This is a genomic window from Hyphobacterium sp. (assembly GCF_965229905.1).
Classification (GTDB): Bacteria; Pseudomonadota; Alphaproteobacteria; order Caulobacterales; family Maricaulaceae; genus Hyphobacterium.
The window spans coordinates 1,546,796-1,571,721 of the sequence record NZ_OZ245930.1; the positions used below are offsets into that span (position 1 = coordinate 1,546,796).

At 63.7% G+C, this 24,926-nt stretch carries 24 protein-coding genes; 23 read left to right on the plus strand and 1 reads right to left on the minus strand.

From position 1 onward, the window contains the following. Window positions 1-111 precede the first annotated feature (111 nt). The 5 genes from mutS (at window position 112) to ACO08C_RS07845 (ending at window position 8,868) form a co-directional block, all read left to right on the plus strand. The gene (gene mutS / locus ACO08C_RS07825) at window positions 112-2,781 is read left to right on the plus strand and encodes a DNA mismatch repair protein MutS (protein WP_421784644.1); all 2,670 of its coding nucleotides are present in this window, start codon (window positions 112-114) and stop codon (window positions 2,779-2,781) included. Between the two features lie 31 nt (window positions 2,782-2,812). Next, entirely contained in the window at window positions 2,813-5,626 is a 2,814-nt protein-coding gene (locus ACO08C_RS07830; RefSeq protein ID WP_421784646.1) for a [protein-PII] uridylyltransferase, read from the plus strand. A gap of 3 nt (window positions 5,627-5,629) precedes the next feature. Next, a complete protein-coding gene (gene murJ / locus ACO08C_RS07835) occupies window positions 5,630-7,192 on the plus strand; it encodes a murein biosynthesis integral membrane protein MurJ (RefSeq protein ID WP_421784648.1) in 1,563 nt (520 codons plus the stop codon). A gap of 36 nt (window positions 7,193-7,228) precedes the next feature. Then, window positions 7,229-8,260, plus strand: coding sequence for a tryptophan--tRNA ligase (gene trpS / locus ACO08C_RS07840; protein ID WP_421784649.1), 1,032 nt, complete (start codon window positions 7,229-7,231; stop codon window positions 8,258-8,260). Window positions 8,261-8,334: 74 nt separating this feature from the next. Continuing rightward, a complete protein-coding gene (locus ACO08C_RS07845) occupies window positions 8,335-8,868 on the plus strand; it encodes a copper chaperone PCu(A)C (protein WP_421784651.1) in 534 nt (177 codons plus the stop codon). On the opposite strand, the gene ACO08C_RS07850 is transcribed toward ACO08C_RS07845, so the two are convergent. Continuing rightward, the gene (locus ACO08C_RS07850) at window positions 8,855-9,415 is read right to left on the minus strand and encodes a hypothetical protein (protein ID WP_421784653.1); all 561 of its coding nucleotides are present in this window, start codon (window positions 9,413-9,415) and stop codon (window positions 8,855-8,857) included. The two genes, ACO08C_RS07845 and ACO08C_RS07850, sit on opposite strands and share 14 nt — an antisense overlap. Before the next feature lie 52 nt (window positions 9,416-9,467). Between ACO08C_RS07850 and ACO08C_RS07855 the strand changes: the two genes are divergently transcribed. The 18 genes from ACO08C_RS07855 to ACO08C_RS07940 all read left to right on the plus strand — a co-directional run bounded on the left by ACO08C_RS07855 (window position 9,468) and on the right by ACO08C_RS07940 (window position 24,872). Further along, window positions 9,468-9,944, plus strand: a complete 477-nt coding sequence (locus tag ACO08C_RS07855) for a universal stress protein (protein WP_421784655.1) — start codon at window positions 9,468-9,470, stop codon at window positions 9,942-9,944. A gap of 62 nt (window positions 9,945-10,006) precedes the next feature. After that, window positions 10,007-10,558 (plus strand): NifU family protein, encoded by a 552-nt coding sequence (locus tag ACO08C_RS07860; RefSeq protein ID WP_421784657.1) that lies wholly within the window; start codon window positions 10,007-10,009, stop codon window positions 10,556-10,558. An 81-nt stretch (window positions 10,559-10,639) separates the two neighbouring features. Then, window positions 10,640-11,254, plus strand: a complete 615-nt coding sequence (locus ACO08C_RS07865) for a malonic semialdehyde reductase (protein WP_421784659.1) — start codon at window positions 10,640-10,642, stop codon at window positions 11,252-11,254. A gap of 11 nt (window positions 11,255-11,265) precedes the next feature. Beyond that, window positions 11,266-11,898: a tRNA (adenosine(37)-N6)-threonylcarbamoyltransferase complex dimerization subunit type 1 TsaB gene (gene tsaB / locus ACO08C_RS07870; RefSeq protein WP_421784661.1), complete on the plus strand. Its 633-nt coding sequence runs from the start codon at window positions 11,266-11,268 to the stop codon at window positions 11,896-11,898. Next, window positions 11,895-12,329 (plus strand): ribosomal protein S18-alanine N-acetyltransferase, encoded by a 435-nt coding sequence (rimI, locus tag ACO08C_RS07875; RefSeq protein ID WP_421784662.1) that lies wholly within the window; start codon window positions 11,895-11,897, stop codon window positions 12,327-12,329. The genes tsaB and rimI overlap by 4 nt, the downstream gene beginning before the upstream one ends. 54 nt (window positions 12,330-12,383) lie before the next feature. Continuing rightward, window positions 12,384-12,806 (plus strand): Fur family transcriptional regulator, encoded by a 423-nt coding sequence (locus tag ACO08C_RS07880; RefSeq protein WP_421784664.1) that lies wholly within the window; start codon window positions 12,384-12,386, stop codon window positions 12,804-12,806. Window positions 12,807-12,822: 16 nt separating this feature from the next. Beyond that, window positions 12,823-14,049: a TCR/Tet family MFS transporter gene (locus ACO08C_RS07885; RefSeq protein ID WP_421784666.1), complete on the plus strand. Its 1,227-nt coding sequence runs from the start codon at window positions 12,823-12,825 to the stop codon at window positions 14,047-14,049. A gap of 66 nt (window positions 14,050-14,115) precedes the next feature. Continuing rightward, window positions 14,116-15,486, plus strand: a complete 1,371-nt coding sequence (gene miaB, locus ACO08C_RS07890) for a tRNA (N6-isopentenyl adenosine(37)-C2)-methylthiotransferase MiaB (protein WP_421784668.1) — start codon at window positions 14,116-14,118, stop codon at window positions 15,484-15,486. Further along, on the plus strand, window positions 15,483-16,493 hold the full coding sequence (locus ACO08C_RS07895) for a PhoH family protein (RefSeq protein ID WP_421784670.1): 1,011 nt from the start codon (window positions 15,483-15,485) through the stop codon (window positions 16,491-16,493). Before miaB ends, ACO08C_RS07895 begins: the two co-directional genes overlap by 4 nt. After that, window positions 16,480-16,953, plus strand: a complete 474-nt coding sequence (ybeY, locus tag ACO08C_RS07900) for an rRNA maturation RNase YbeY (protein ID WP_421784671.1) — start codon at window positions 16,480-16,482, stop codon at window positions 16,951-16,953. The genes ACO08C_RS07895 and ybeY overlap by 14 nt, the downstream gene beginning before the upstream one ends. Further along, the gene (locus ACO08C_RS07905; RefSeq protein ID WP_421784673.1) at window positions 16,950-17,801 is read left to right on the plus strand and encodes a hemolysin family protein; all 852 of its coding nucleotides are present in this window, start codon (window positions 16,950-16,952) and stop codon (window positions 17,799-17,801) included. Before ybeY ends, ACO08C_RS07905 begins: the two co-directional genes overlap by 4 nt. Then, window positions 17,798-19,423, plus strand: coding sequence for an apolipoprotein N-acyltransferase (gene lnt / locus ACO08C_RS07910; RefSeq protein WP_421784675.1), 1,626 nt, complete (start codon window positions 17,798-17,800; stop codon window positions 19,421-19,423). The genes ACO08C_RS07905 and lnt overlap by 4 nt, the downstream gene beginning before the upstream one ends. 100 nt (window positions 19,424-19,523) lie before the next feature. After that, entirely contained in the window at window positions 19,524-19,946 is a 423-nt protein-coding gene (locus tag ACO08C_RS07915; RefSeq protein ID WP_421784676.1) for a helix-turn-helix domain-containing protein, read from the plus strand. A gap of 100 nt (window positions 19,947-20,046) precedes the next feature. Beyond that, window positions 20,047-21,213, plus strand: coding sequence for a methionine adenosyltransferase (gene metK, locus ACO08C_RS07920; protein ID WP_421784678.1), 1,167 nt, complete (start codon window positions 20,047-20,049; stop codon window positions 21,211-21,213). Then, a complete protein-coding gene (gene trmB / locus ACO08C_RS07925) occupies window positions 21,191-21,880 on the plus strand; it encodes a tRNA (guanosine(46)-N7)-methyltransferase TrmB (protein WP_421784680.1) in 690 nt (229 codons plus the stop codon). Before metK ends, trmB begins: the two co-directional genes overlap by 23 nt. A 128-nt stretch (window positions 21,881-22,008) precedes the next feature. After that, window positions 22,009-22,551: a ribosome maturation factor RimP gene (rimP, locus tag ACO08C_RS07930; protein ID WP_421784682.1), complete on the plus strand. Its 543-nt coding sequence runs from the start codon at window positions 22,009-22,011 to the stop codon at window positions 22,549-22,551. Continuing rightward, window positions 22,548-24,257: a transcription termination factor NusA gene (gene nusA, locus ACO08C_RS07935; protein ID WP_421784684.1), complete on the plus strand. Its 1,710-nt coding sequence runs from the start codon at window positions 22,548-22,550 to the stop codon at window positions 24,255-24,257. The genes rimP and nusA overlap by 4 nt, the downstream gene beginning before the upstream one ends. Before the next feature lie 15 nt (window positions 24,258-24,272). Continuing rightward, window positions 24,273-24,872, plus strand: coding sequence for an RNA-binding protein (locus ACO08C_RS07940; protein ID WP_421784686.1), 600 nt, complete (start codon window positions 24,273-24,275; stop codon window positions 24,870-24,872). The last annotated feature ends 54 nt before the right edge of the window (window positions 24,873-24,926 follow it).

Here is a 24,926-nt window from a genome sequence, read left to right on the forward strand (position 1 = left end):
TCCCGGTTCGGAAATCAGGATGGGTGCTTCGAACCTAACGCCGCGTGTCACCGACGCAAGCGTCATGACCGCTTGCGAAGCCCTCGAATCCCGGCCAATTTCGCCGCCCTCATGTCCCTGACCGAACTCAACGACCGCATCTTTCCAAGCGCCGAAGGCGCGACGCCGATGATGGCGCAATTCCTGGCGCTGCGGGAGGATACGCCGAAGGACGCGCTCCTGTTCTATCGCATGGGCGACTTCTACGAGCTGTTTTTCGACGATGCGAAGCGGGCGGCCGAAGCGCTCGATATTGCGCTGACACAGCGCGGCCAGCACCAGGGCGAACCGATCCCGATGTGCGGGGTGCCGGCGGCGACGGCCGAGGCCTATCTGGCGCGCCTGATCAAGGCTGGGTTCAAGGTCGCGGTAGGTGAGCAGCTGGAGGACCCCGCCGCTGCAAAAGCGCGCGGTGCGAAGACGGTCGAGCGTGGACTGACGCGCATTGTGACGCCGGGCACGCTGACCGAGGATGCATTGCTCGATGCGCGCAGTTCGAACCGGATTGCGGCGCTCGCGGAAACGGCCGCAGGTGGTGCCGCTTTGGCCTGGGCGGAAATCTCGACCGGCGAGTTTGCGGTCTGCGCCGTCGATCCCACTTTGATCGCGGCGGAAATCAGCGCGCTGGGACCGGCCGAACTGCTGGTCCAGGAAGACCGCTATGTCGCGGCGCGCGACTGGATCGCGGCCAACCGGATCACGCCGCAAGCCCGCGCCAAGTTCGATGCGAAGTCCGGTGAGCGCCGGCTGAAAGCCCGCTTCGACGTACAATCGCTCGATGCATTCGGTGATTTCGAAAATGCCGAGCTGGCGGCACTGGGCGCGCTGCTGGATTATCTCGAACTGGCGCAAGCCGGAGCTCCGGCCAAGCTATCGCCGCCACGCCAGGTCAAGGCCGGCCACGCGCTGCTGATCGATCCGGCAACCCGCGCCAGCCTGGAGATTGACCGGACCTTGTCGGGCGACCGGAAGGGCTCGCTGCTTGAGGTGATCGACGAGACGGTGACGGCCCCGGGCGCGCGCCTCCTGGCGGCGCGGCTGACGCGGCCTTCGACCGATCTGGACGTGATCCGCGCGCGTCAAGACTTGCTGGCACATTTCCTAGACTCACCGGTCTCGGATAAGGTCCGAGATCGTCTCAAGGCCGCCGGCGATCCGGAACGGGCGGCGTCGCGGCTGGTCTTGTCGCGGGGCGGCCCGCGCGATCTGGCCGCTTTGCGGGACGGGCTGAAGGAAGCCCAGGCACTGTCGGCGCTGTTGACGGGCGCTCCGGATTTCGAGGTCCCTGAACGCTTGCAGGCATTGGGTGGCCTGCTGGACGTCAACGCCCATCCGGCGCTTCAGACGCTTTGCGAGGACCTTTCCGCGGCGCTCGTCGAATCGCCGGGCATTGCGGTGCGCGATGGCGGTTTCATCGCCGGGGGCTGGATTCCCGCGCTCGACGAGGCCCGGGTCCTGCGTGACGATTCGCGCAAGCTGATCGCGGGTTTGCAGAAAACCTACGGCGAAGCGACGGGCGTTTCGAACCTCAAGGTCAAGCACAACAATGTGCTCGGCTATTTCATCGAGGTGACGGCCAAGCAGGCCGACCCGTTGATGGCGCATGACGATTTCATCCACCGCCAGACGATGGCGAATGCGGTGCGATTCACCACCGCCGAGCTGGCTGAGCTGCAAAGCCGCATCTCCGGCGCGGCCGACCGGGCGTTGGCGCTGGAGGCGGAGGCGTTCAACGGGTTCCGCGACCGCATCGAAGCCCTGGCCGAAGATATTCGCGTCATTGCGCGCGCGCTCGCGGAGATCGATGTCGCCTGCGCGAATGCGAAACTGGCAACGGAGCGAAACTGGGTCCGGCCGGAACTGGGTGAGATACCGGTCTTCCGGGTGAAGAGCGGCCGCCATCCAGTGGTCGAAGCGGCGCTCAAGGTGTCCGGCGAGGCCGGGTTCACGCCCAATGACTGCGCGCTGGCCGAGGATGGGCCCCGGCTCGTGCTCGTGACCGGTCCGAACATGGCCGGTAAATCCACCTATCTGCGGCAGAATGCGCTGATGCTGATTCTCGCCCAGGCGGGGTTGTATGTGCCGGCCGCATCGGCCGAGATCGGGCTCGCCGACCGGCTGTTTTCGCGCGTCGGCGCGGCGGACGATCTGGCGCGCGGGCGCTCGACCTTCATGAACGAAATGGTCGAGACATCGGCGATCCTGAACCAAGCGACGACGCGCAGCTTCGTGATCCTCGACGAGGTCGGGCGCGGTACGTCCACATTTGACGGGCTGTCGATCGCCTGGGCGGCGGCGGAACATCTGCACGAGGTCAATCGCTGCCGGGCGCTGTTCGCCACGCATTATCACGAGCTGACGCGCCTGGCCGACGAGCTGGAACTCGCCGGCAATGTCAGCCTGAAGGCGAAAGAGTGGAAGGGCGAGCTGGTGTTCCTTCACCAGGTTGCGGAAGGTCCCGCGGACAAGTCCTACGGGATCGAGGTGGCGCGCCGGGCCGGCCTGCCGAAGGCGGCGATTGCGCGCGCCACAACGATCCTGGAGCGGCTGGAAAGCGAGGATGCACCCGCTGCGGCACTGGCGGAGCTGCCGCTTTTCTCCAGCGTAGCCGTCGAAGCGCCGCGCAAGCCTTCGGCACTGAATGAACGCCTGCAACGCATCGAGCCGGATCATCTGAGCCCGCGCGAGGCGCTCGATTGCCTCTATGAACTCAAGCGTCTCAGCGACGAAGAGAAAGAGTGACGCTGTGAGCCCGGCCCGATAGACTCGCGCCATGCTAGTTTCCGCCCTTCCCGCCGCGCTTGACGGCCTCAAGCTCCGCGCCGAGCTGGCGGCCGCACTCGGCGAAAAGGGGTGGGCGGACCTGCCAGCCCGGCAGGGCGCCATCGTGCGGATCAAGGCGGCGATTGGTGCGGGCCGAGAAGCGGCCACCGACAAGCTGCGGGGGGCTACGGGCGGACTCGAAGCAGCGCGATTCCTGTCCGGTGTGATGAATGCGACCTTGGCGGCGGTGTTCGATTCCGTGGCCGCCGATCACGGCGCCGCCGGTCAGGAAGTCGCGCTGACGGCGATTGGCGGCTATGGCGCGGGAGAGCTGGCGCCGCGATCGGATCTGGATCTCCTGTTTCTCAAACCCAAACAGACCAGCGCGGCGCATGATGCCTTCGTGTCAGACCTGATCCAGATTCTCTGGGATTGCGGGCTGGAAATCGGCGGCGGGGCGACGCGCTCGGTCAAGGAAAGCCTCGAAATTGCCCGCGAGAATATCGGCGAGCGCACCTCGATGCTGTCGCTGCGCCATCTTGCCGGCAATCCGGCATTGGCGGAGATGCTGCGCCGGAAGTTGCGCGAAGAGGCGATTTCGAGTGGCGCGGCCTTTGTTGAAGCGAAGCTGGATGAGCGCGACGCCCGCATCCGCAAGGCTGGCGCGTCGCGCTATACGGTCGAGCCCAATGTGAAGGAGTCCAAGGGCGGTCTGCGCGATCTGCAGCTTTTGCGCTGGCTGGCGCAATTCCTGTACGGGGCGGACGCCTTCGAGCGCTGGGTGTCGTCCGGACTGCTGACCGTCTCGGATGTCGAGAAATATCTGCGCGCGACGGATTTCTTCTGGACGATCCGGTTTCATATCCATGAGCTCGTCGAGGGCAAGGACGACCGCTTGACCTTCGACATCCAGCCGGAGATCGCGGCCCGTATGGGCTTTGACGATGCCGAGGCGGAAAGCGCGGTCGAACGCTTCATGCGGCGCTATTTCCTGACGGCGATGGATGTCGGCAGTCTGACACGCCTTGTGTGCGCCAAGCTGGAAGCCGACCACCGCAAGTCGAGGCCCCGCGGCCTGGCCCGTTTCCTGCCGCGCACCGATGCGCCGGGCGAGCCCGCCGATTCATCGTTCCGGCTGGTCGACGGGCGGCTGGATTTTGCCGACCAGGCGGATATCGAGCGCGATCCGGTGCTCCTCATGCGGCTGTTCTGGGCGGCGTCGGCGATGGGGGCGGATCTGCATCCCGATGCCATCGCGGCGGTGGGTCAGAATATCCGGCGGGTCGACGAGGATTTCCGGTCGGATCCCCGGGCCGTGCGGGTATTTCTCTCGATCTTGCTGGATTCCGCGGCACCGCAACTGGTTTTGCGGCTGATGACCGAAGCCGGACTATTGGGACAATTCATTCCGGAGTTTGGCGAGATCGTCGCGCGGACCCAGTTCAACATGTATCACCGCTACACAGTCGATGAGCACACGCTCAACCTGATCGGCGTGTTGCGCGACATCGAGAATGGCGATCTGGAAGCCGACCATCCGGTGGCCACCAAGGTGATCCACGATATCAAGAACCGCCGGGCCTTGCATCTTGCGGCGCTGCTGCACGACACGGGCAAGGGCAAGGGCGATCAGTGTGTCGAGGGAGCGGCGCAAGCGCGCGCCGCCTGCACCCGACTGGGCCTGCCGAAGGCCGAAACCGAGCTTGTGGCGTGGCTTGTGCGGTCGCACCTCCTGATGAGCGATACCGCACAGCGGCGCGATATCGGCGACCCGCAGACCGTGATCGAGTTCGCCCGTGAGGTCGGGACCCTGGAGCGGCTCAACCTGTTGACCGTTCTGACGGTCATCGACATCCGGGCGGTCGGACCGGGTATCTGGAATGGCTGGAAGGGCCAGCTGTTGCGCGACCTCTATGTCGCGACGCGCAGCGTGCTGGAAAGCGATGCGTCGAACGAGGAGGCCTCGGACATCCGCGACATACTGCGGGCACAGGCCGACGATGCGCGGCGGGCGTTCCGCGAGAAGCTGGATCGGGTCGATTCCGATTTCGCCGAGCGCTGGACACGCGAGCTCGACGATGCCTATTGGCTTTCCTTTTCCGATGCCGACCGGTTGCGCCATGCCGCCTTTGTGCGCGCGGCCAAGGGCCGTGGCGATATCGTCGCGGCGGCGGCCCGCATCGACAAGAGGCGGGCGGCGACCGAAATCATGATGATGGCGCCTGACCGGCCCCGACTGTTCGCCGACATTGTTTCGGTGCTCGCCGAGCTCGGTGCCAATGTTGTCGGGGCGCAGGTTTCCACGACGGCTTCCGGTGAAGCGTTCGACGTGTTCTACGTGCAGGACATATCCGGTCAGCCCTATGGTGTTGACCGGGAACGGGCGCGCGATGCGCTGGCGGAGCGCGTCCGGAGGGCGGCCGCGGGATCGAAAACGCGAACGCTCACCAAGACCGCGCGTCGCCTGACCCAGCGCGCGGCCGCCTTTACGGTGGTCCCGACGGTGTCGATCGATGCCGATGCGGCAGAAACAGCGACCCTGATCGAGGCTTCCGGGCGCGACCGGCCCGGCCTGCTGGCCGATCTCTCGCAAGCCTTGGCGGATTCCGGGCTGGAATTGCAGTCGGCGCGGATTGACGGTTATGGCGAGCGCGCAACTGACGTGTTCTATGTGCTGAAAGACGGGAAAAAGCTGACGGATGAAGCGGAGATCGACTCCATCCGGGCGCAATTATTGACGGTCCTGGCGGAAGAAGAAGAGCGTGTCGAAGAACGCGCGCGCTCTCGTGGTCTCGCGCGGGCACGCGCCAGTGCGGGGCGCTGACGCGTGAAACTTTTGCGCTCCACTTTCGTGATTGGCGGGCTGACGGGTGTCAGCCGGGTCCTCGGCTTTGTCCGCGAGATGCTGCTGGCCGCAGCGCTGGGCACCGGACCGGTGGCGAACGCCTTTGTTGTCGCCTTCCGCTTCCCGAACCTGTTCCGGCGGTTCTTCGCGGAGGGGGCGTTCAACTCGGCTTATGTGCCGCTTTACGCCCGTACGCTGGAGGGTGAAGGCGCCGGCGAGGCGCATAGCTTTGCGCGCGACACGCTGTCGGTGATGATTGTCGTGCTCTCGGCGCTCACCGTGCTGGCTGTGATCTTCATGCCGGCGATCATGCGCTGGATCGCACCGGGTTTTCTGGATGATCCGGGCCTGTTCGAAATGGCGGTGCTCTTCACCCAGATCACCATGCCCTATCTCCTGCTGGTCTCGCTGACCGCAATGATGGGCGGCACGCTCAATGCGCACGACCGGTTCGCCCTGTCGGCGGCCGCCCCGATTGCGCTCAATGTGATCATGGTGGGCGTGTTGCTGGCGGCGCCGGATGACCCGGCGCGGACCGGGTTGTGGATCACAATCGCCGTGCCGGTTTCGGGTGTGGTTCAGGCGGCGATGCTGTTCTGGGGCTGCCGGCGTGCGGGGATCAGACTGTCGGTGCGATGGCCCCGCCTGACACCGAAGGTCAGGCGGCTGATCGTGCTGGGTGTCCCCGGCGCGATCGCCGGCGGTGTAACCCAGATCAACATTGTCATCAGCCAGCTGATCGCGACGTTTCAGGACGGGGCGGTGGCGCTGCTCTATTATGCCGACCGGCTGTATCAGCTGCCGCTTGGCGTGATCGGCATTGCCATGGGGGTGGCGCTCCTGCCGACGCTGTCGAAACGGCTGCGCAGCGGGGATGAGACCGGCGCGGCCGAAACGCTCAACCGGGCGATCGAGATTTCGCTGGCGCTGACATTGCCGGCGACGGCCGCCTTGCTGGTCATGCCCGGCTTGCTGGTCGAGGGATTGTTCCAGCGTGGCGCGTTCACGGCGGCGGATGCCGAGTCGACGCGGCTGGCGGTGCAGGTGTTTGCGCTCGGCCTGCCGGCCTTTGTGCTGATCAAGGTGTTTTCGCCCGGTTTCTTCGCCCGCGAGGACACGGCGACGCCCATGAAATTCGCGGCGGTTTCGATGGTGATCAATATCGCCGCCGGGGCTGCGCTGTTTTTCTGGATCCGCGACTTTGCGCCGGATCGGGGCCATGTCGGGCTGGCGGCGGCAACATCCCTGGCCGGCTGGATCAATGCCGGACTGCTGGGCTATTTTCTGGCGCGGCGCGGCGGGTTCGCGCCCGATGCGCGTCTGGCCCGCGCCCTGCCCCGTCTGGCGCTGGCGGCGGCGATTGCCGGTGGCGGGATGGCGGCAATCGAGCTCTACAGGACCAATATCGTGCCATTCGCGCTGGATTCGCGGCTGCTGGCGGCGGTCTTGGCGTCGGGCGCAGGCTTTGCGGTTTACGCCGCTGCCGCGTTGCTCACCCGCGGCGTGCGGATTTCGGAGTTGCGGAGCGCCTTCTCCCGTGGCTAAACCCGCGCCCTGACGCCCGCCAATCAGAGACCTCCGATGACCGATACCGCTCCGACCTATTCTGGCCCCCAACGCATCCTGTCCGGCATGCAGCCCACCGGCGGCCTGCATCTCGGCAATTATCTCGGGGCGCTGGTTAATTGGGTGGCGCTGCAGGAGCGCGGCGCGGCGTGCTTTTACTGCGTGGTCGATCTGCACGCGATCACCATGCCGCACAATCCGGCGGAACTCCCGGACGCGGTGCGCAAGGCTGCGGCGGCCTATATCGCATCGGGTGTGGATCCGGAGAAGTCTGCCGTTTTCGCACAGTCCTCGGTGACAGCCCATGCCGAGCTGGCCTGGATTTTCCAGTGCGTGGCGCGCCTCGGCTGGCTTGAGCGCATGACCCAGTTCAAGGACAAGGCCGGAAAGGACAAGGAGCGCGCCAGCGTGGGCCTGTTCACCTATCCGGTGCTCCAGGCCGCCGACATACTGGTCTACAAGGCGACCCATGTGCCGGTCGGTGAAGACCAGAAGCAGCATCTCGAATTGTCGCGCGACATCGCGGCGCGATTCATGCGCGATTTCGACTGTGACGGCTTCTTTCCCTTGCCGGAGCCGGTGATCCAAGGGGCGGGCACGCGGATCATGTCGCTGAAGGACGGGTTGAAGAAGATGTCGAAATCCGATCCGTCGGATCTGTCGCGGATCAATCTGTCGGACGATGCCGATACGATCGCGCGCAAGATCAAGAAGGCGAAAACTGACCCTGCCGCCCTGCCGGACAATGTCGAAGCACTGGCGGACCGGCCCGAAGCCGCGAATCTGGTGGGCATCTATGCGGCGCTGGCGGGGTCGTCGAAAGAACAGGTTATTGCCGAATTTGCCGGCCAGGGCTTCGGGGCGTTCAAGCCAAAGCTGGCCGAGCTGGCGGTCGAGCGCCTGGCGCCCGTCGCCAACGAATATGCGCGGCTGATCAACGATCCGGCCGAGATCGACCGGGTTCTGGCGAAGGGCGCGGAACGCGCCCGCACCGTCGCCGGCCCGGTGATCGCCGAGGTCAAGGACGTGGTGGGTTTCTGGCGCTGACCGGCGGTGATTTTGCCGCATTTTCGGATTCAGGTCCGGATGCCATTTTCCTGCCCAATGAATGGAGACGGTTGATGCGCGCAATCATGATTTGCGGACTTGGTTTGATTCTGGCGGCCTGCAGTGGCCCGGATGCGGAAACAGGTTCTGATATGGACACGGCCGGCCATGGGATGGATGTCGGCTTCTCAGGCGAGTCAGGCCCGGTCGCTGAACAGGAGACCGCGATCGATGTCCGCGCCAGCTGGATGCGCCCGCATCCGGGCGGGCGCGATGTCACCGCGGCCTATGTCGTTGTGCAGTTGTCCGAGGGCACAGAGGACCTCTTGACCGGCGCGCGGATTGAGGGCGCCGAGCGGGTCGAGCTGCACGGGCATTTCATCGGCGAGGGCGGCGTCATGCAGATGCGCGAGATCGGCCCGCAGCTCCTCACCAATGCCGGCCCGATGGTGTTCACGCCAGGCGGCCGGCATCTGATGGTGTTCGGTTTGGCGACGGTTGTGGAAGGCGACAGCGTCGAGGGCGTGCTGGAATTCCAGAATGCCGGCGAGGTGCCGGTGACGTTCGCGGTCCGGTCTATGCCGCCAGGTCAAGTCACGGAGTATTAGCGGTCCGGGCATAGGTTTCCGGATCATAGGGTTTCGCCGGCCGCGGCCGCAGAATCCAGGCGAGATACAGGCCGATCGCCATGCCCGGCAAGCCCACCAGCGCGAGCGGATTGCCCTCACGCAGGAAGTACAGGGCGAAGGCAGCCCCCAGCGCTGCCAAGGCCAGTCCGATGCACGGCAATAGCAGGCCTGACCAGAAGGGCTGGCCTTCAATAAATGCAATCGTTTCCGCGTGGGCCAGCGCCCTGGCGTGCAATGCGGCATTGAATTCGCGGAACCGGTCGGCGCGGTTTTCCCATTCGCCGATCGCTTTCCAGCTTCGCGAGCCGAAGAGGATGCGGGTATTATCCCGTCCGGTCAGGCGGCACAGGACCTGACTGTCGCGGCCCGCAAGCCCGATCGACAATCGGATTTCGCGTAAATCTTCATAGCGAATGGCGCGTTTCACGGTGCCGTTTTCGGTGACAGAAACCCGTTCGGCTTCGAGCGCGATCACTTGCTCGGCGGCCCCGGCCGAGCGGCGGTCTATATAGGTCGGGACGGTCATCGGGCGCATTCCTATCTGGACGAATGGGCCATGTCAGGCCAATTCTATGCGCATGAGCGATCATCGCCGCAAATTCCTGGTCGTGGCGGACCAGAGCGAGGAATGCCGGACCGCGCTGTATTTCGCGGCCAAGCGGGCGCAGGCCACCGATTGCGGCCTCGTGCTGTTGGCGGTCATCGAGCCGTCGAATTTCGATCATTGGATCGGTGTTTCCGAGACCATGCGCCGCGAGGCGGAAGAGGAAGCGACCGAGCTCTTGGACACGCTGGCCGAGGATGCCGAAGCGGTCATGGCCGAGCGTCCGGAGCTGATCTTGCGCGAGGACGAAAAGCGCGATGCGCTGGCCAAGCTGATCGAAGACGACGATCACATCTCCATTCTGGTGCTGGGCGCGGCCGAGTCCGGTGAAGGCCCCGGCCCGCTGGTGACGGCGCTGGCGCGCGGGCGCGGATTGACCGGTGCCCGGGCGATCCCGGTGACGGTCGTGCCCGGCGGCCTGTCGCGCGACGAAATCGACCAGCTGACATAGGCAAGGGTTGCAGGAGCCGATCAAAAGCGCCATTTCAGGGCTAACAGCTGTGAGTGCGCCCGATGTTTATCCAGACCGAAGACACCCCTAACCCGAACACAATGAAGTTCCTGCCCGGCCGCGAAATCGCGCCGGAAGAACCGCGGGAGTTTGCAACGCCGGAGGAGGCGGAAACCTCGCTTCTGGCGCGGGAATTGTTCGCCATTGACGGCGTGACGGGCGTGTTCTGCGGGGCGGATTATATCTCTGTCTCGAAAGACGAGACGGTCGACTGGCCGCATATCAAGCCGGCCATTTTCGGCACGCTGATGGACGCTTTGCAGTCCGGCCAGCCCTTGTTTGAAGCCTCGGACGGTGAGGTCGAATTCGAACCGGACAGCGGCCCGGCGAAAGAAATCAAGGAAATCATCGATACGCGGGTGCGGCCCGCCGTGGCGCGGGATGGCGGCGATATCATCTTCAAGGGCTTTGACGAGCAGACCGGGATTGTTGCGCTGGTGATGCGGGGCGCGTGTTCCGGATGTCCATCCTCGACGCTGACGCTCAAATCGGGGATCGAAAATCTTCTGAAGCATTATGTGCCGGAAGTCCGCGAAGTCGTGGCGGTCGGATAGACGGTTTTTCCGTTCCGGCGATTAAACAACCGCTCCTGGCGACCTATGTCCTCGGTCAACTTCAATTGACCAGAGGCCAAAATGCGCGATTCCGATACCTCCTCCTCAGCCCTTGATGAAAAGTCGCTGGACCAGCTGTTCCGCGACGGCCGCACCCATTATGCGTGGACCGGCCGGCCCGTCTCAAACGACACGCTGAAATCGCTCTACGATCTTTTGAAGATGGGTCCGACGAGCATGAACAATTCGCCGGCGCGTTTCGCATTTCTGACATCGGATGCCGCCAAGGAGCGGCTGAAACCGCACCTCATGCAGGGCAATGTCGAAAAAACGATGACCGCACCGGTCACCGTGATCGTCGCTTGGGACAAAGCCTTCTATGAGAACATGCCGAAGCTATTCCCGCATTCCAAAGGCGCGCGCGACATGATGAGGAAAACGGCGGACTCAAACGGTTTCCGCAATGGCACGCTGCAAGGCGCCTATCTCATCCTTGCGGCGCGGTCGCTGGGATTGGATGTCGGACCAATGTCCGGTTTCTCGATCGACGGTGTGGACGAGGCATTCTTCAAGTCCGATACGGCGCGTGCGAGCTGGACCACCAACTTTCTCGTAAATCTCGGTTACGGCTCCGGCGAAAAGCAGCACCCCCGGCTGCCGCGCCTTTCATTCGACGAGGCTGCGACAATCCTGTAAACGCCGCGGCCATGCGATTGCTGGCCATCGATACGACGGGTCCGGGCTGCGCCGTAGCCCTGCGCCGCCCCGGGCACGCGGATGTTTTTGCCCGAGAAACAATGGCGCGCGGCCAGGCCGAACGCCTGGCGCCAATGGTCGAAGAGGTTCTGGCCCGTGCCGGGCTGGCACCGCGCGATCTCGAGCGGATCGGTGTGTGCACCGGTCCCGGCAGTTTCGCGGGCAGCCGTATCGGCGTGGCCTTCGCACGCGGCCTGGCGCTGGCGACCGGAGCGGAGTGTGTCGGCATCAGCCGGCTCGCCTGGACCGTTGCGGATGCCGGGATCGCCGGCAAAGCGCTGGCCGTTCACGATGCGCGCCGTGGCGATGTCGTGGTGCAAGCCTTCGACGGCGGCGAGGCGCTGGCTGCACCCCGGACAATGGCCGTAGAAGCCGTTCAGACGGCGATCCGCGACGGCCGGCTCACCGGAGCATTGCTGGGCAGCGGTGCCCGGCTGATCAAATGCGCCGCGACGGGTGTGCGAGACGGTGAACCTGAACTGGGCGCGCTGCTGGACCTGACGGGCCGCGCCACGGCGCCATTCGGTCCGCCGAAACCGTTTTATGCGCGGCCGCCGGATGCAAATCTGCCGGGCGGGACATGACCGTCGCATCGATTGAGAAAACGGATTGCGGTCATCTGGCGGCTATCCATGCCTGCTGTTTCCCCCGGGGCTGGTCCGCGCCCGCCCTCGCGCGCTTGCTGGCGGAGCCAAATGTGATCGGTTTGCGAAGCGGTACGGGCAATTCCGGCGGGTTCATTCTGGTCCGAAAGGCGGTGGATGAGGCAGAAATCTTGACGCTGGCAGTCGATCCGGACTCGCGCCGCCAGGGTGTGGCTCGCCAGCTGCTCGCGGAAGCCGAGAAGCGGTTGGTCCTGGCCGGCGCCAAACGAATCTTCCTTGAAGTATCCGATCAGAACACGGCGGCGCGGGCGCTTTATGCGGCTGCGGGATATGGGAATGCCGGCCGCCGCCGGCGTTATTACTCGGACGGGTCGGACGCTCTGGTCATGGAAAAGACACTCGCGCAATAGACGAAGCGGCGCGACGGGCTTATGTCTGGGACAACGGATTGACGGGGACAGGATATGCCGGACCGCATTGAAAAACTCTGCATCGAAAAAGGCCTGCGTATGACCGAACAGCGGCGGGTCATCGCGCGCATTCTCTCGATGGCGGACGATCATCCCGATGCCGAAGAACTGCATCGGCGTGCGGCGTCAGAAGATGACCGGATCTCGCTGGCAACGGTATACCGCACCGTGCGGCTGTTCGAAGAGGCCGGGATCATTGAGCGGCACGATTTCCGCGACGGGCGAGCCCGTTACGAAGAAGCGAGCGACGATCATCACGACCATCTGATCGATTTGCGTTCGGGCGAAGTGATCGAATTCGTCAATGAAGAGATCGAACGCCTGCAGGAAGCCGTTGCGCGCAAGCTGGGTTACCGGCTGGTGGATCACCGGCTGGAGCTCTACGCCGTTCCCCTCGAGGCCGAAGACAAGCGCTAGGCTCTCAGGAGACGAGATGATTTCGCGGCGTCCCGGCCGACACGCGCTGGCCTTTATTTTCATTACGGTTCTGGTCGACATGATCGGGCTGGGCATCATCATTCCGGTGCTGCCGCAGCTAATTGTCGATCTGACCGGGCTGACACTGCCACAGGCGGCCCTATGGGGCGGCGCGCTGGCGACGCTTTATGCGCTGATGCAATTCGTGTGTGCCCCGATCATCGGCAATCTGTCTGACCGGTTCGGCCGCCGGCCCATATTGCTGTTCTCATTGGCGGGATTTGCGCTCGATTATCTGGTAATGGGGCTCGCCCCCTATCTCTGGGTGTTGTTTGTCGGACGCATCCTGTCGGGTATTTTCGGGGCGACGTACACGACCGCTGGTGCCTACATTGCCGATGTTTCGCCGCCGGAGAAGCGGGGAGCCAATTTCGGACTGATTGGCGCAGCCTTCGGTCTCGGTTTCATCATCGGACCTGTGGTCGGCGGCTTCCTCGGTGAAATCGATCACCGCCTGCCGTTTTTCGCGGCTTCCGCGCTGGGCTTCGCCAATCTTGTTTACGGCTTCATCGTGCTGCCGGAGACGCTGCGCGAAGAGAATCGGCGGCCATTCAAACTGTTCAATGCCAATCCGTTCGGCGCGATGCTGCAGATGCGGCAATTCCCGATCGTGTTCGGCCTGCTGGGCGCTTTCGCCCTGTTCTATCTCGGGCACGCTTCGCTGCCGGCGGTCTGGGCGTATTACGGGCCCGAGAAGTTCGGCTGGTCGGAGGCCGATGTCGGGTTGTCACTGGGCGCGGTGGGCGTGACCGCGGCTTTTGTTCAGGGCGTCCTGTCGCGCAAAGCCATTCCCGCGCTCGGCGCCAAGCGGGCGGCGGTTGCCGGTTTCTCGATCGCAGCCCTGGCCTATTTCGGCTATGCGCTCGCGCCGAATACCGGCGTGATGTACATCGTCATCGTCCTGGGTGCGCTCGCCGGCATTGGCGGGCCGGCGGTGCAGGGCATCATGTCGAACCAGGTGCCGGCCAATATGCAGGGCGCGCTTTCGGGCGCCACGACCAGCCTGTCCTCGTTGATGACGGTCTTCGGCCCGGGCCTGATGACCTACATCTTCTATACCTATTCGAACCGCGAGGCCGCGTTCTATTTCCCCGGCGCGCCATTTGTGCTCGCCGGGATGCTGACGCTGTTCGCCGTCTATATCATTGCGCGGGTGATCGGCCGGAGCGAGGTGACAGCCTAGGCGGGGCTTGCGATTCCAGTCGCTTTCCATCATAACCCGCGGCTCTTTGGCAAAACCGGGTTCGTCATGGCGCAAGAGCGCAAAAAGCTTTTCATCAAGACCTATGGCTGTCAGATGAATGTTTATGACAGCGAGCGCATGCGCGATGTGCTCGCGCCGCTGGGCTATGAGCCGTCGGACCGGCCGGACGATGCCGATCTGGTCATCCTCAACACTTGCCACATCCGCGAGAAAGCCGCCGAGAAGGTCTATTCCGAGCTGGGCCGCTTGCGTCCCCACAAGGACGAGAAGGCCTCGACCGGTGCACCGATGACGATTGCGGTCGCGGGCTGCGTGGCGCAGGCCGAAGGCGAAGAGATCATGCGCCGCGCGCCGGTCGTCGACCTGGTGGTTGGCCCGCAGACTTATCACAAGCTGCCCGAGCTGATCGCGCAGACCCACCGCGCGCGCGGCGAGCGGATGGAGACCGAATTCGAGCCGGTCGCCAAATTCGACGCGCTGGGCGGCGAGCGCCATGTCGAGGGCTATTCGGCCTTCCTCACGGTTCAGGAAGGCTGCGACAAGTTTTGCACCTTTTGCGTAGTGCCCTATACGCGCGGCGCTGAATGGTCGCGCCCGGTCGACCAGATTGTCCATGAAGCGCGCCAGCTGGCTGCGAAGGGCGTGCGCGAAATCACGCTGCTGGGGCAGAATGTGAACGCCTATCATGGCGAGCCGCCGGCCGGCGCGGAAGCCGACGGGGCTTGGGGGCTGGGGCAGCTCTTGCGGCATTTGGCGCTGATCGGCGGGCTGGACCGGATCCGCTATACGACCTCGCATCCCAATGACATGGACGATGCGCTGATCGCGGCGCATGCCGAGCTCGATTGCCTCATGCCCTATCTGCATCTGCCCGTGCAGTCGGGTTCGGACCGGATTCTCAAGGCGATGAACCGGCGGCATAGTTTCGCCGATTATGCCCGGATCATCGAGAAGATCCGGGCGGCACGGCCCGATATCGCGATTTCCGGCGATTTCATCGTCGGTTTCCCGGGTGAGACCGATGGCGATTTTGAAGCCACGCTGCAGGGCGTGCGCGAGATCAATTATGCTTCGGCGTTCAGCTTCAAATATTCCCGCCGGCCCGGTACGCCGGGCGCCGCGTTGCCGGGTCAGGTGGCCGATGAGGTCGCTTCCGAGCGGCTGCAAAGACTGCAGGCGCTGCTAGAGACCCAGCAGAAAGACTTCAACACGGCACAGATCGGCCGCCGCCTGCCGGTGCTGTTTGAACGTGAAGGCCGTGATCCCGGCCAGCTGCACGGGCGCTCGCCCTATCTGCAAGCGGTGCATTGCGATGCGCCGTCCGGATTGATCGGCAAGATTGCAGAGGTCGAAATTGTGGGCGCCACGCGCAACTCGCTGGCGGGTCAATTGTCCGCGGAGGCGGACGCCGCTTGAGCCCGTCGAAGAAATCCCGCAGCCGGGCGGCCAAGCCGCGCAAAGATCCTGTCGAGACGCTTCATTTCGAGGATGACGCCCGCGTGCGCCTGCTCGCCGGATCCGGCGACCGGCATCTGATCCTGATCGAGGAGGAGCTGGGTGTCCGCCTGGCGGCCCCCGGCGGTGGGCAGATCCAGATTTCCGCCGCAGAGCCGCGCGCGCGGTTGGAAGCCAAGCGCGTGCTCAACCGTTTGTATTCGCGCCTCGAACAGCAGATGACGTGTGACGAGGCCGATGTGCGCTCCGTACTCCATCATGATGATGCGCAGGCCAGCGCAGCCGACTCCTCGGTGATTCGGGTGCCGCGCGGCGCGAGCTTCATGGCCCGCACGCCGAAACAGGCGGAGTATATCCGCGCGCTGCACGATGTGCGCGGCAGCGATCTGATCTTCGGCGTCGGTCCGGCCGGAACCGGCAAGACGCTGCTGGCGGTAGCCTATGGCGCGGCGCAGCTGGCTCTGAAATCGATCGACCGGCTGATCATTACGCGGCCGGCCGTCGAGGCCGGGGAAAAGCTGGGGTTCCTGCCCGGCGACCTGGCCGAGAAAGTCGATCCGTACTTGCTGCCCGTCTGGGACGCGCTGAGCGATTCGCTGGGCCGGTCGCAGATGGAAAAACTGCGCGAAGACAAGCGGATCGAAGTGGCGCCGCTGGCCTTCATGCGGGGCCGCACATTGAACCGCGCCTTCGTCATTGTCGACGAAGCGCAAAATGCCACGCGGGCGCAAATGCGCATGGTGCTGACACGCTTGGGCGAGGGCTCGCGCATGGTTGTCACCGGCGATCCGACGCAGACCGATCTCGACCACCGTCAGCCGTCGGGCCTGCCGGAAGCGCTGGATATCCTGAAAGGCGACAAGGCTGTGCGGATGATCCGCTTCGACCGGAAGGACGTGGTGCGGCACGATCTCGTGGCGCGGATTGTCGATGCCTATGAAAAACGCGACGCCGATGACCAAGGCTGACGCACCATCAATTGACGTACAGATTGACAGTGACGGATGGCCTCCGGCGGTCCGTCTGGCCAAGCTGTGCAACACTTCGATTGGTGCTGCAGCGATGCGCCTTGAACGTCCGGCCCACGGTGAAATTTGCGTGCTGTTCACCGATGATGCCCGGATGCGCGATTTCAATGATCGCTTCCGCGGCAAGGCGCAGCCCACGAATGTCCTGTCCTTTCCCGCGCACGGCGATGTAACCGACCGGCTCGGCGACATCGCGCTGGGCCGCGAAACTGTCTTTCGTGAGGCGGAAGAAAAGGCTATCCCGGTTGAGGACCATGTTTCGCATCTGGTGATTCACGGGTTCCTGCACCTGCAGGGGCTAGACCATCAGACCGATACGGAAGCAGAGGCGATGGAAGCATTGGAGCGAGAGGCGCTCTTCGACATTGGCGTCGCTGATCCCTACGAGGCCCGGCGATGAGTGACGAACCGAAAAGCCGAAGTTGGCGCGCCCGGTTGGGTCAGCTGCTCGGCAGCGCTGGCGACGCCGAGTCAGGCGATCACAATGGTTTTGCCGCAAACGTCCAGATCTTCGACCAGATGCAGGTCGCGGATGTAATGGTGCCGCGGGCCGATATTGTCGGCATCGAGATCAACACACCGCTGGGCGAGCTGATCCCGGCATTTGCCGACGCTGCTCATTCGCGCCTGCCGATCTATCGGGAATCGCTGGATGATCCGGTCGGGATCGCACACATCAAGGACGTGCTGGCGCAGCTCGTGCCGGTGGTATCCGAGCCCGTTTCGGACTGGTCAGGCCGCCGGATCCTGGAAGATATCCGCCGCCCGCTGCTGTTCGCGCCGCCCTCGATGCGCGCCATCGACCTGCTGTTGAAAATGCAGGCGCGGCGCATGCATCTGGCCCTCGTTGTCGATGAATATGGCGGTACGGACGGGCTGGTGACGCTGGAGGATCTTCTCGAGCCGATTGTCGGCGATATCGAGGACGAGCATGACGACGAATCGACGCCGGGCATCGTTCCGAAAGGAAATGGCGTCTGGGTCGCGGATGCCCGCGCGACGATCAGCGAGCTCGAAGCGATTACCGGCTATGCGATTTTCGACGTTGGCGATGACGATGACGTCGATACGCTGGGCGGGCTGGTGTTCATGATCGCCGGCCGCATTCCGGAGCGCGGCGAAATGATCCCACATGCGCGCGGCTTCGAGTTCGAAGTCCTGGATGCCGATCCGCGGCGCATCAAGCGTCTGCGCATCCGGCGCCGGCAGAAGCCAGCCGATTCCGCCAAGTCCTGGGAACCGGCATGACGGCACGCGCGATGATCGGGCAGCTTGCACATCACCTGGCTCCCGACGCGTTGCGGAACCGGCTGTTATCCCTGCGAAAATGGAAAGCCTGCGCGGCTCTGGCGGTGCTGGGCCTTGTTTCCGGGCTTTCCGCGTCACCCCTGCATGTCTTTCCGGCCCTGGCCATCGGTCTGACCGGGCTGGTCTGGCTGCTCGACGGCTCGCTTGAAACCGGCCGGCCCGTCAGGTCCGGCTTCTGGCGCGGTTTCGTCTTTGCCTGGGCGTATCTGGGGATTGGCGTGTTCTGGGTGGCCTTTGCCTTCTGGAACCGGGGCGGCGCCTTCGTGTTTTTCGGCCCGCTGGTGGCGATTGGCGGCGCGGCTTTCCTGGCGCTGTTTTGGGGCGCGGCGGGCGCGCTTTATGCGCGGATCGGGTTGCGCGGACCCGAACGGATCGTCGTGTTGGCCGTGCTGCTTTTGGCGGCAGAGGCGGCGAAAGGCCTGCCATTCACGCAATTTCCCTGGAACATCCCGGCGCATGTGTTCCCGGCGGGCGGCGCGGTGTCCCAATCCGCTGCCTGGTTCGGCGCCTGGGGTCTGAGCCTTCTGACGCTTTTGATGTTTACCAGCCCGGCGACTCTCGCCGGTCCGGGGCAGCCCATCCACAAAAGGCTGCCGGTATTGATCAGCCTGTTCGCCCTGGCTGCGCTGTATGCGTCGGGGACACAAAGGCTGATCCGGGCGGAGACGGCCTATTACCCCGACCTGACGTTCCGGTTGGTGTCTGTCGATGTCGATCAGCGCACCAAATGGGGCCCTGGCGGGGAGACACTCTTGCGCGACCGGTATCTCGAACTCACGGCGAGCGAAGGCGTCGAGGCGGTCAGCCATGTGGTGTGGCCGGAAGGTGCGCTGCCGCTCTTCCTGATCGAGGACGGTCAATCGATTTCCTCCCTGATGGAAATCCTGACAGATGGTCAGGTCCTGCTGGCGGGAACGCCGCGGCGGGAGCTGCGGGAAACCGATGGGTACCGGTATTACAATTCGATGGTCGCGATCTCATTTGACGAAAACCGGCCGCGGGTCCGTGGGCTTTATGACAAGGTCTATCTGGTCCCGTTCGGCGAATATGTCCCGCTAAGCGAGTGGTTGGCGTCATTTGAAATTTCCTCGCTGCAGGAATTGGTTGCCGGGTATTCGCCGGGCGAAGAAATCATCGTGATGGACGATGCGGAGGCGCCGCCGTTCACGCCGCTGATCTGCTATGAGGTGGTGTTTTCCGGCCTGATTCCAGCGGGCGGCGAGCGGCCGGCATGGGTGCTCAATGTGTCGAACGATGCGTGGTTCGGCCCGACGGCTGGGCCACGGCAGCATCTCAACATCGCGCGTTACCGGGCGATCGAAACCGGTCTCCCGATCATCCGTTCCGCATCGCGCGGCTTTTCCGGCGTGATCGATCCTTACGGCCGTATGCCGGTGACGATCGAGCGGCGTTACGAGGGGGTGACGGATGTCAGCCTGCCAAATGCAATCGAACAAACAGTTTTCGTGAATACTCGTGGGCTGCTGTTCTGGTTCATTTACGGCGCCTGTATATTTGGCGTTATGGCGATATTCGTCCAACGCAGGCGGCGCAGAGCCTAAATTACATCCAAGTCTGCATATAACCCTCGTCTTGCCGGAAATTTAGGCTAGTTGATGGGGCTGGGGACCGTCGCACAACTGTCATCGCCGGGGGGTGGCCATGAAACGAAATCCGCGAGAAGCGAACCAGATTGACGCACATGTCGGGTCTCGTGTCCGCTTGCGCCGCCAGCTTCTGAAAATGAGCCAGGAAAAGCTCGGCGAAGAGCTGGGTGTGACCTTCCAGCAAGTGCAGAAGTATGAACGTGGCGCGAACCGGATCGGGGCCAGCCGCCTGTTCAGCTTGTCGAAAGTCCTCGACGTTCCGGTGAATTTCTTCTTTGAAGGATTGTCTGGCGTCAGCGCACAAGGCGTCGCGGAATCCGAACAAAGCCCCATCGTCTACGAATTCATTCAAAGCTCCGACGGCGTGGCGCTGGCCGAAGCCTTTTCGCGAATCAAGACCCCGAAAGTCCGCCGCCGCGTCTTGGAGCTTGTGCGTTCGCTGGCCGATGGCGAAGAAGCCGCGGGCGACGGAAGCTGACAAAACTTGAGCGATTCATCGTCAACCGGTTGCACGCGCGCCTGGAAGCGCGTAATCGGCAGAACATATAAAGACATCTTTATATGAAAGGCGATGCGCAGTGAGCCGGAATTCCTACATCTTCACGTCCGAAAGCGTCTCTGAAGGACATCCCGACAAGGTTTGCGACCGGATATCGGATGCGGTGGTCGACCTGTTTTTGGGACGCGACCCCGAAGCGCGCGTGGCGTGCGAGACCCTGACCACGACCAACCGGATCGTTCTCGCCGGAGAAGTGCGGTCGTCGAATCCGGTTCATGCCGACGAGATCGAGGGGGTCGCGCGCGCGGCCGTGCGCGATATCGGATATGAGCAGGCCGGCTTCCATTGGCGGACGGCCGCTTTCGATAATTACCTGCACGAGCAGTCCGCAGACATTGCCATGGGCGTGGATGCCGCCGGCAACAAGGATGAGGGCGCTGGCGACCAGGGCATCATGTTCGGTTTTGCGACCGACGAAACGCCCGAGCTCATGCCCGCACCAATCCTGTATTCGCACCAGGTCCTCAAGGAGATGGCCCGGCAGCGAAAGCATGCGGAGCGATTGGAGTTCGAACCGGACGCCAAGTCGCAGGTGACCCTGCGCTATGAGAACGGACAGCCCGTCGGCGTGACATCGGTCGTGGTTTCGACCCAGCATCGCGAGGGCCTGTCGCCGGAGGATATCCGCGAGCTCGTGCGGCCAATCGTGCAAGACGTCCTGCCGGACGGCTGGTTCCCGCCGGAAGACGCGTTTTACGTCAACCCGACCGGAAATTTCGTGATCGGCGGCCCGGACGGCGATGCCGGATTGACCGGCCGCAAGATCATTGTCGACACTTATGGCGGTGCGGCGCCGCATGGCGGCGGCGCGTTTTCCGGCAAGGATCCGACAAAGGTCGACCGCTCGGCAGCTTATGCGTGCCGTTGGCTGGCCAAGAATGTGGTCGCCGCGGGTCTGGCCAAGAAGTGCACGATCCAGGTGTCCTATGCGATCGGCGTGTCCAAGCCCCTATCGCTCTATGTCGATTTCCACGGCACCGGCAATGTCGATGAGGCCAAGCTAGAAGACGCGCTGATGCAGATCGCAGATCTGTCGCCGCGCGGCATCCGCGAACGCCTCGGCCTGTCGCGTCCGATCTATGCGCGGACGGCAGCCTATGGGCATTTCGGCCGCACGCCGGACGATGATGGCGGCTTCTCCTGGGAAAAACTCGATCTCGTCGATGAGCTCAAATCGCTCGCCTGAGGACCCGCGTCTGCGCACATTCGGGCGGACCAAATCCAGGACCCTGTCGGCCCGGCAACAATCGCTTGTCGACGATCTGCTGCCGGAGATCGCCATTCCCGCCAGCGGCGAGGTCGACCCGGCCGCGCTATTGCCGGGCAAATCCGCCCATGTGCTCGAGATCGGCTTTGGCGGCGGCGAGCATCTGACTGGGCAGGCGCGATGCCATGCCGATCACGGATATCTTGGCGTCGAGCCCTTCATCAATGGTGTTGCCAAGGCGCTGACCCAGATTGAGGCAGCCGGGCTGACCAATGTCCGGCTGCTGGAAGGCGATGCGCGCGAGGTGATGGAACGCATGCCGGATCACTGCCTGGATACGATTTTCCTATTGTTTCCGGACCCCTGGCCCAAGGCGCGGCATGCCAAGCGCCGCTTCGTTCAGGATGATACGGCGGCAGAGTTTGTGCGCCTGTTGAAGCCCGGCGGGCGGTTGCGGGTGGCGACCGATGTGAAGGCCTATGCCGATCATGCGCTGTGGATTCTGCGCCGTGCGGAAGGGCTGGAATGGCAGGCGCGAAAGGCCGATGACTGGCGTCTGCCGCCCGCCGATCATCTGACGACGCGATATGAACGCAAGAATCTCGGCGATTGTGCGCCGGTCTTCTTCGATTTTGTGCGGGTGTGAGCGCGTTCTTGCGTTCTCGGCCTTATCGGCGTATATCGCTGCCAACACGTTCGATTGACGTTGGATAACGTCTGTCGGCGGCTCCGGACCGGGGCCGCCGTTTTTGTTGGCAAGACGGAGGTTTGCGCTTGCGCACCCGCACCGCACAGGACGACGCTCTTTACGCCCTCGCCGCGCCCGTGGCCGAGGCGATGGATATGGAGATCGTGCGGATCCGTGTAAAATCGGGCAAGCGTCAGACCGTCCAGATCATGGCCGAGAAATCGGAAGGCACGATGGATGTCGAGGATTGCGCGAAGCTGTCGCGGGCGCTGTCCGACATTCTTGAAGAGCAGGATCCGATCCGCGGCGAGTACAATCTAGAGATTTCCTCGCCCGGGATCGACCGGCCGTTGACCGCACCGGCGCATTTTGAGCGTTGGGCCGGGTTCAAGGCCAGGCTGGAGCTCGACCGGCTGGTCGAGGGCCGCAAGAAATTTACCGGACAGCTGGCCGGTTTCGAGGACAACTCGGTGCTGATCGACCTGCCCAACGAGAAAGAGACCGCGCTCATCCCGTTTGACTGGATTGCGGACGCCAAGCTCGTTCTCACCGATGAATTGATGAAGGCCGATCTCGCCGCGCGCGAAGCTTCGACCGATAACGACAACAGCAGCGGAGACACGCCATGAATATCGGCGTCAGTGCAAACAAGACCGAAATGCTCGCCATTGCGCGGGCTGTGGCCCAGGAAAAATCGATCGACGAGAGCATCGTGATCGAGGCGATCGAGGAAGCCATCGAGAAGGCGGCCCGCTCGCGCTATGGCGCCGAGCTTGATATCCGCGCCAAGATCGATCCGAAGACCGGCGAGATGTCGCTGACCCGCTGCACGACGGTGGTCGAAGAGGTCGAAAACGAGGCGCAGGAAATGGGCCTCGACGAAGCCAAGAAGATCGACGCCAACGCTGAGATCGGCACGGTGTTCTCAGAAGAGCTGCCGCCGATCGAGTTCGGCCGGGTCGCCTCGATGACGGCCAAGCAGGTGATCACGCAGAAAGTGCGCGATGCCGAACGTGAGCGCCAGTTCGAGGAATACAAGGACCGTGTCGGCGAAATCATCAACGGCATCGTCAAGCGCGTCGAATACGGAAATGTGTTTGTCGATATCGGCCGTGCCGAAGGCATTATCCGGCGCAATGACGGCATTCCGCGGGAAAACCTGAAGAATGGCGATCGCGTGCGGGCCTATATCTATGATGTCCGCCGCGAACTGCGCGGCCCGCAGATATTCCTGTCGCGCGCGCATCCGGACTTCATGGCGGCATTGTTCGCGCAGGAAGTGCCGGAAGTCTATGAAGGCATTATCGAGATTCCGGCCGTCGCCCGCGATCCGGGCTCGCGGGCCAAGATTGCGGTGATCTCGAATGATGGCTCGATCGATCCGGTCGGCGCCTGTGTCGGTATGCGCGGTTCGCGTGTGCAAGCCGTGGTGTCCGAGCTCGCCGGCGAGAAGATCGACATCATTCCGTGGAACCAGGATCCGGCGACGTTCATCGTCAACGCGCTGCAGCCGGCGGAAGTCGCCAAGGTCGTGCTGGACGAAGATGATCAGCGGATCGAGGTGGTGGTGCCGGACGATCAGCTGTCGCTGGCCATTGGCCGCCGCGGCCAGAATGTCCGTCTGGCTTCGCAGCTCACCGGCTGGTCGATCGACATTCTGACCGAGCAGGAAGAATCCGAGCGGCGCCAGAAGGAGTTCGCCGAGCGGACCGCCGCTTTCATGGAATCCCTGGATGTCGACGAGGTGATCGCGCAGCTGTTGGCGACCGAAGGTTTCGAGAGCGTCGAAGAGCTGGCCTATGTCGAACTGGGCGAGATCGCGATCATCGAAGGATTCGACGACGATACGGCGGTCGAAATCCAGACGCGCGCGCGCGAACACCTCGACAAGGTCGCGGCGGAACAGGATGCCAAGCGGACCGAGCTGGGCGTGGAAGATGCGCTGCTGGAAATCGATGGCGTTGATCTGCCGATGGCGGTGAAGCTGGGCGAGAATGGCGTGAAAACCGCCGACGATCTTGCCGGCTATACTCCAGACGATCTGCGCGGCTGGTTCGAGACAAAGAATGGCGAACGGGTCCGCGAGCCGGGCATTCTCGAAGACTTCGAGCTGAGCCAGGAAGATGCCGAGATGCTGATCCTGAAGGCCCGTGTGGCGGCCGGCTGGATTTCGGAAGAGGATCTGCCGCAGCCGGAAGTCGAAGAAGAGGCGGAAGGCGGCGTCGAGGACATCGATTTGAGCGATCTTGATCTCGATGCGCTGGAAGCGGAAGCGGCGGCGCTGGGCGTCGACCTCGATGCGGCACCGCAGGATGACGCGGAAACGCGCGAATAGGGAAGGCTGGCCATCGTGCGCGAGCGCCGCTGCGTCGTCACCCAGCAGAGCGGACCGGAAACGTCGCTGATCCGCTTTGTGGCCGGTCCGGAAGGCAATGTCGTGCCGGATATCTCGGCCAAGCTTCCGGGGCGCGGTGCGTGGGTGACGGCGGATGCCGAACACCTGGTGCTCGCGATCAAGCGCGGTCGGCTGGCGCGGGCTCTGGGCGGGGCGAAGGCGGACGAAAAGCTGGTCGCGGACGTCGAAGCCCTGCTGGCGCGCAAGGTGCTTTCGCTTCTCGGGCTCGCCCGGCGAGCGGGCGATCTCGCGGTGGGCATGGACGCGGTGCGTCTGGGCCTGAAGGCACAACGGCCGGCCTGGCGCATTGAAGCGTGCGACGGGGCGGCGGATGGGCGGTCCAAGCTGGACCGCCTGGCAGAGGGGAAATGGGGAGCAGTTCCGGTTGCGGGCTGCTTCCCGGCAGACCAGCTGGGACAGGCTTTGGGCCGCGATCACGTGGTGCATGCCGCCCTGGCGGAAGGCTCGCAATCGCGGGCTTTCGGAGAGATCATGGGCAAGCTTTCCGGCTTCCGGGAAATCGATCCGGGGCGTAAAGCAGGCGAGAGTGGTTGAATCCGGCTTGAAGCTGGCTAGGTTAGCGGGCTTTCAAGCCTTGAGGGACTTGAA

Excerpts from the sequence above, each read along its gene's own strand:
- mutS (WP_421784644.1), top strand. The coding sequence starts at position 112 with ATGTCCCTGACCGAACTCAACGACCGCATCTTTCCAAGCGCCGAAGGC.
- ACO08C_RS07830 (WP_421784646.1), top strand. The coding sequence starts at position 2,813 with ATGCTAGTTTCCGCCCTTCCCGCCGCGCTTGACGGCCTCAAGCTCCGC.
- trpS (WP_421784649.1), top strand. The coding sequence starts at position 7,229 with ATGACCGATACCGCTCCGACCTATTCTGGCCCCCAACGCATCCTGTCC.
- ACO08C_RS07845 (WP_421784651.1), top strand. The coding sequence starts at position 8,335 with ATGCGCGCAATCATGATTTGCGGACTTGGTTTGATTCTGGCGGCCTGC.
- ACO08C_RS07850 (WP_421784653.1), bottom strand. The coding sequence starts at position 9,415 with ATGACCGTCCCGACCTATATAGACCGCCGCTCGGCCGGGGCCGCCGAG.
- ACO08C_RS07855 (WP_421784655.1), top strand. The coding sequence starts at position 9,468 with ATGAGCGATCATCGCCGCAAATTCCTGGTCGTGGCGGACCAGAGCGAG.
- ACO08C_RS07860 (WP_421784657.1), top strand. The coding sequence starts at position 10,007 with ATGTTTATCCAGACCGAAGACACCCCTAACCCGAACACAATGAAGTTC.
- ACO08C_RS07865 (WP_421784659.1), top strand. The coding sequence starts at position 10,640 with ATGCGCGATTCCGATACCTCCTCCTCAGCCCTTGATGAAAAGTCGCTG.
- tsaB (WP_421784661.1), top strand. The coding sequence starts at position 11,266 with ATGCGATTGCTGGCCATCGATACGACGGGTCCGGGCTGCGCCGTAGCC.
- rimI (WP_421784662.1), top strand. The coding sequence starts at position 11,895 with ATGACCGTCGCATCGATTGAGAAAACGGATTGCGGTCATCTGGCGGCT.
- ACO08C_RS07880 (WP_421784664.1), top strand. The coding sequence starts at position 12,384 with ATGCCGGACCGCATTGAAAAACTCTGCATCGAAAAAGGCCTGCGTATG.
- ACO08C_RS07885 (WP_421784666.1), top strand. The coding sequence starts at position 12,823 with ATGATTTCGCGGCGTCCCGGCCGACACGCGCTGGCCTTTATTTTCATT.
- miaB (WP_421784668.1), top strand. The coding sequence starts at position 14,116 with ATGGCGCAAGAGCGCAAAAAGCTTTTCATCAAGACCTATGGCTGTCAG.
- ybeY (WP_421784671.1), top strand. The coding sequence starts at position 16,480 with ATGACCAAGGCTGACGCACCATCAATTGACGTACAGATTGACAGTGAC.
- ACO08C_RS07905 (WP_421784673.1), top strand. The coding sequence starts at position 16,950 with ATGAGTGACGAACCGAAAAGCCGAAGTTGGCGCGCCCGGTTGGGTCAG.
- lnt (WP_421784675.1), top strand. The coding sequence starts at position 17,798 with ATGACGGCACGCGCGATGATCGGGCAGCTTGCACATCACCTGGCTCCC.
- ACO08C_RS07915 (WP_421784676.1), top strand. The coding sequence starts at position 19,524 with ATGAAACGAAATCCGCGAGAAGCGAACCAGATTGACGCACATGTCGGG.
- trmB (WP_421784680.1), top strand. The coding sequence starts at position 21,191 with ATGAGCTCAAATCGCTCGCCTGAGGACCCGCGTCTGCGCACATTCGGG.
- nusA (WP_421784684.1), top strand. The coding sequence starts at position 22,548 with ATGAATATCGGCGTCAGTGCAAACAAGACCGAAATGCTCGCCATTGCG.